The organism is Natrinema soli (assembly GCF_028618695.1).
This window is the reverse complement of record NZ_JAQIVI010000142.1, coordinates 1-3,710: the sequence shown is the minus strand read 5'-3', so window position 1 is coordinate 3,710 and position 3,710 is coordinate 1. Positions and strand designations below refer to the sequence as shown.

At 66.2% G+C, this 3,710-nt stretch carries 7 protein-coding genes and 1 pseudogene; 4 read left to right on the top strand and 4 right to left on the bottom strand.

What is annotated here, in order from left to right:
- Nucleotides 1-379: pseudogene (locus tag PGX04_RS10110) on the top strand (glutamine synthetase); the annotation flags it as partial.
- A gap of 37 nt (nucleotides 380-416) precedes the next feature.
- Here the strand turns inward: PGX04_RS10110 and PGX04_RS10105 are convergent.
- Nucleotides 417-1,061 carry a metallophosphoesterase family protein gene (locus PGX04_RS10105; RefSeq protein WP_273738379.1) on the bottom strand — a complete coding sequence of 215 codons (645 nt, stop codon included), beginning with the start codon at nucleotides 1,059-1,061 and terminating at the stop codon, nucleotides 417-419.
- A gap of 151 nt (nucleotides 1,062-1,212) precedes the next feature.
- On the opposite strand from PGX04_RS10105, the gene PGX04_RS10100 reads away from it, so the two are divergent.
- A complete protein-coding gene (locus PGX04_RS10100; RefSeq protein WP_273738378.1) occupies nucleotides 1,213-1,482 on the top strand; it encodes a hypothetical protein in 270 nt (89 codons plus the stop codon).
- A gap of 119 nt (nucleotides 1,483-1,601) precedes the next feature.
- Nucleotides 1,602-1,973, top strand: coding sequence for a hypothetical protein (locus PGX04_RS34120; RefSeq protein ID WP_337959462.1), 372 nt, complete (start codon nucleotides 1,602-1,604; stop codon nucleotides 1,971-1,973).
- Here PGX04_RS34120 and PGX04_RS34115 read toward each other — a convergent pair.
- The gene (locus tag PGX04_RS34115; protein WP_337959461.1) at nucleotides 1,958-2,188 is read right to left on the bottom strand and encodes a hypothetical protein; all 231 of its coding nucleotides are present in this window, start codon (nucleotides 2,186-2,188) and stop codon (nucleotides 1,958-1,960) included. The two genes, PGX04_RS34120 and PGX04_RS34115, sit on opposite strands and share 16 nt — an antisense overlap.
- Between PGX04_RS34115 and PGX04_RS10090 the strand changes: the two genes are divergently transcribed.
- Entirely contained in the window at nucleotides 2,187-2,705 is a 519-nt protein-coding gene (locus PGX04_RS10090; protein ID WP_273738377.1) for a gamma carbonic anhydrase family protein, read from the top strand. The genes PGX04_RS34115 and PGX04_RS10090 overlap by 2 nt on opposite strands.
- Nucleotides 2,706-2,748: 43 nt before the next feature.
- Here the strand turns inward: PGX04_RS10090 and PGX04_RS10085 are convergent, their stop codons facing one another.
- Nucleotides 2,749-3,252, bottom strand: coding sequence for a hypothetical protein (locus PGX04_RS10085; protein WP_273738376.1), 504 nt, complete (start codon nucleotides 3,250-3,252; stop codon nucleotides 2,749-2,751).
- A gap of 77 nt (nucleotides 3,253-3,329) precedes the next feature.
- A partial coding sequence (locus PGX04_RS10080) for a thiamine pyrophosphate-dependent enzyme (RefSeq protein ID WP_273738375.1) occupies nucleotides 3,330-3,710 on the bottom strand: 381 nt, incomplete at its 5' end.

Here is a 3,710-nt window from a genome sequence, read left to right as displayed (position 1 = left end):
CCGCAAGCCGGCCGCGCGAACGCCCGCGGCGTCGCGCGTCGAACTGCGCTCGCCCGACCCGTCCTGTAACGCCTACCTCGCGCTCGCCGTCATGATCCACGCCGGACTCGACGGCATCGAGAAGGACCTCGACTGTCCCGACCCGGTTCGCGAGAACATCTACGACTTCGACGAGGAGAAACGCGAGGAGTACGGCATCGACACGCTGCCGGCGAACCTCGGCGAGGCCGTCGACGCCCTCGAGGAAGACGAAGCGATCTACAACGCGCTCGGCGACCACGTCAGTTCCAAGTTCGTCGAGGCCAAGCGCCAGGAGTTCGAAGACTACCTCGTCGACGTCTCCGACTGGGAACTCGACCGCTACCTCGAGACCTTCTGAGACGACAGCCGCCGGTCGTATCCGTTCTTTCTCGCGTTCAGTCGCCGACCGATAGGTCGTGCTCGTGGCTCTCGAGCGCCAGCGTCTCGGGTTCGAGCGTGTAGTATCGCTCCCAGGCGGGCGCGAGACTGACAACTCTGGTCCCCCCGAGTTCGGCTTCGCGATGGCGGTGGTGGTGGCCGACCAGGCAGAGCTCGGGCGAGAGCGTTCCGAGCAGCTCGTCGACGTACTCGCAGCCGGGGTCGTAGCCGTAGGACAGCAAGCCGTTCGGTGCCTCGTGGGTGAGGAGGACGTCGACGTCCTCGAGGTCGGCGGCTCGGTCGATGTCCTCGTGGGTGAAGTGCCGCCGGCGATCGCCGACGAGTTCGTCTCGCGGCAGGTCGTACCTCGTGGGGGCGAAGTTGCCCGAGAGGCCGGCCACGCGGAGGCCGCCGACCGTCGCCGCCGTGCTGGCGAGGAGGTGGACGTTGTCCGTTTCCGCGGGGCGCTCGCCGGCCCGTAGCGCTTCGATCACGTCGAAATCCTCGTTGTTGCCCGCGATGAACCACGTCGGCGCCGGCAGATCGTATCGTTCGAGATCGCCGAGCTGGAGCACCCGGTCGGGCTCGAGGGTTCGATAGAGTTCGAGCAAGGTCTCACACCGGTCGGGGTCGGACGCGTGGGCATCGCCGAGGACGAGCATAGACTCACGTAGGGAGCTGCCCCGGATAGTATCCACGCCGTGCGCTGCCGATTCGCCGCGTTTCGGATCGCGAGACTGGGCGTCGAACTACTGGCGGGCCCGGGGCACATTCAGGGTCGTGATTTAGCCGTGTGGGTGTGGAAAGTCGAGTATGGCCGACACGCCTGACATCGACAAAGTCGAGACGGAAGACGACTACATCCACGTCCGGTTTCGCGATCCGGATCGGTACGACGAGATACGGACGCCCGACTGGGCGGAGCAGCCGGCGGAGTCGGTCTCCGAAGGGAGCGAGGTCCGGACCGGAAAGGTCGAAGGGGAAGACGACTGGGAGGTCACCAGCGTCCTGATCGAGAAACACGTCGGCGAGGACAAAGCGAAGGAGCAGGCCCGCGAGATCGTCGACAAAATCCAGTCCTGAACTGCGCCCCGTTCCCGTCGGTCGCACCGTCACCGATCGTAGCCACTGCTCGTCACAGTGCCGGCCTCAGAGAGCCGTTCACGGACGCCTACGTCGATTCCCTCGACGGACTCGAGGGTGTGCTCCGGATCGGTTTCGATCTTCGTGTGGGGCTCGTCGGCTCCCTGAACCGGAATCTGCTGGGTGATCGCCTCAGTCTGTATTTCGAGTTGCTGCTGGAACCGTTCGATCTGGTCGGCTCGCTGCTCGAGGAGTTTCTCGACGCCGCCGGTCTCTTCCTCGAGTCGCTCCTGCGTCCGTTCGAGTTGCTCGCGGAGCTGTCCCGAAAATTCGTCGACGTTCTGACCGTCTGGTCCGCGACGGAGCGCGTGATCTCGAGGAACTGGTCGGTCCGCTCGTCGAGGGCGTCGACGAACGCTTCGAAGAGCCCGTTGGCGAAGTTGGCGTCTCGTTCGAGTTCGCGCTCGAGTGCGTCCTATAACTCCGCGTGAGTCGATTTCAGCTGCTCGACGGTCTCGTCGACGGTCCGGTGGGGCTCGGGAGCATGGTCGCTCGGCAGCTTCGCCGCCGTCGCACCGAGATAGCCGTGGGTCGCCGCCTGCGAGACCGCTCGCTTCGATTTCTTCGAGAGCAGTTCGACTCGAGCGTGACTGTCACGAGCGTCGGGATGCGGTATTATCCGTCCGATCGTGGTCCGTTCACCCATGGCCGACAGCAGACGCTACGAATTCGAGGGGGAGCGACCGACGATCGACGACGGGGCACGGGTGAGCAGGGAGGCGACCCTCGTCGGCGACGTCCGGATCGAAGCCGACGCGAGCGTCTGGCCCGGCGTCGTCCTTCGAGGAGACATCGGCCCCGTCCGCATCGGTCGGGAGACGCACGTCGGCGACAACGCCACGATTCACGCGTCACGGCTCGGGGACGAGGTCATGGTGGGACACGGTGCCGTGCTCAACGAGACGACCGTCGAGGAACGGGCACTGGTCGGGTTCAACGCGACGATCAATTCCGACGTCACGATCGGCAAGGGAAGTATCGTCGCCGCGGGAACCGTCGTTCCCGACGGCTACTCGATCCCGCCCGAATCGTTCGTTCGTGGCGTTCCGGCGGAGGTCACGCCGCTCGCAGAGACGGGGATCGACGCGGCGGAGATCCTCGAGGAGTTTTCCTCGGGTGACTACACGAACCTGGCCCAGCGCCACGAGGAACTGTTCGAGTGACGGCTCCCGGTACCGCTCGGGGAGGAGTCTTCGAGAGCGCGTGTTACGCCCGCTGGGTCGCGTCCCCGATCTCGAAAATCTCTCGGTAGAGGCTCTCGGCGAGGTGATCGATGTCCGCTTCGGCCTCGCTGGCGGCCATCGTGTCGCCGATCCCCTGCCACTCGACGGCCAACCGGGCGATCGGGACGAGTGCGATGCCGCCGATGACGATCTCGCCGTCGGGGGTGTGGACCCGCCACTCCGTCCGCATCCCGTTCGACGACCGGGTGACGTCGTCGACCTGCCCGCCGGCTGCGACCCACTTCCCGACGAGTTCGTCGGTAATCCGGCGGAGTTTCCGTTCGCCGAGCAGGTGAAGCCCGACGCCGCCGCTCGCCAGCAGGACGAACGCGGCGGCTGCCATCGGTAGTCCACCGTAGGGTACGTTTATCGACGCCGCGAGCGCGGCCGTCACGACGACCAGTCCGAGCACGCGCGCGTCGACCGCGCTCGGCACCGTGCCGCTCCAGGTCGACGTCGCACCCCGGGACGGCTGCTCGAGTTGCATATCGACTGCACCTCGACACGACGGCCGGATAGTCGTTCGCCTGCCCCACTCCCGGCTTTATACATCTATCACGAAACTCACTCGTCCTCGAGTAACGCCTCGTCGCCGTGGGTTTCCCGCAGGGCTGCCAGATAGTCGCGTTGGTCCTCGAGTCGCGGGGTCCGCTCCGCGTACGTGTACTCGAACAGCTCGTCGGGGTCCCCGTCGACGCCTTCGGCGCGCTCGACCAGCGTCGCGAGCGTCTCTTCGATCTCGGTCTCGATCGTCTCGATCCGGTCGTCGTCGAGGATGTCCCCGTTTCGCAGGTACGCCTCGAAGCGGTCGATCGGATCGCGCTCGCGCCAGCGCTCGACCTCCTCGTCGTCCCGGTAGACGCTGGGATCGTCCGCCGTCGTGTGCGCGCCGTAGCGGTACTGCACCGCCTCGATCAGCGTCGGCCGCAACCGGTCGCCGCCGGC

Bases quoted from the DNA above. Each gene is read 5' to 3' on its own strand.
- PGX04_RS34115 (WP_337959461.1), bottom strand. From the start codon at position 2,188: ATGGGTGAACGGACCACGATCGGACGGATAATACCGCATCCCGACGCT.
- PGX04_RS10090 (WP_273738377.1), top strand. From the start codon at position 2,187: ATGGCCGACAGCAGACGCTACGAATTCGAGGGGGAGCGACCGACGATC.
- PGX04_RS10085 (WP_273738376.1), bottom strand. From the start codon at position 3,252: ATGCAACTCGAGCAGCCGTCCCGGGGTGCGACGTCGACCTGGAGCGGC.
- PGX04_RS10100 (WP_273738378.1), top strand. From the start codon at position 1,213: ATGGCCGACACGCCTGACATCGACAAAGTCGAGACGGAAGACGACTAC.
- PGX04_RS10105 (WP_273738379.1), bottom strand. From the start codon at position 1,061: ATGCTCGTCCTCGGCGATGCCCACGCGTCCGACCCCGACCGGTGTGAG.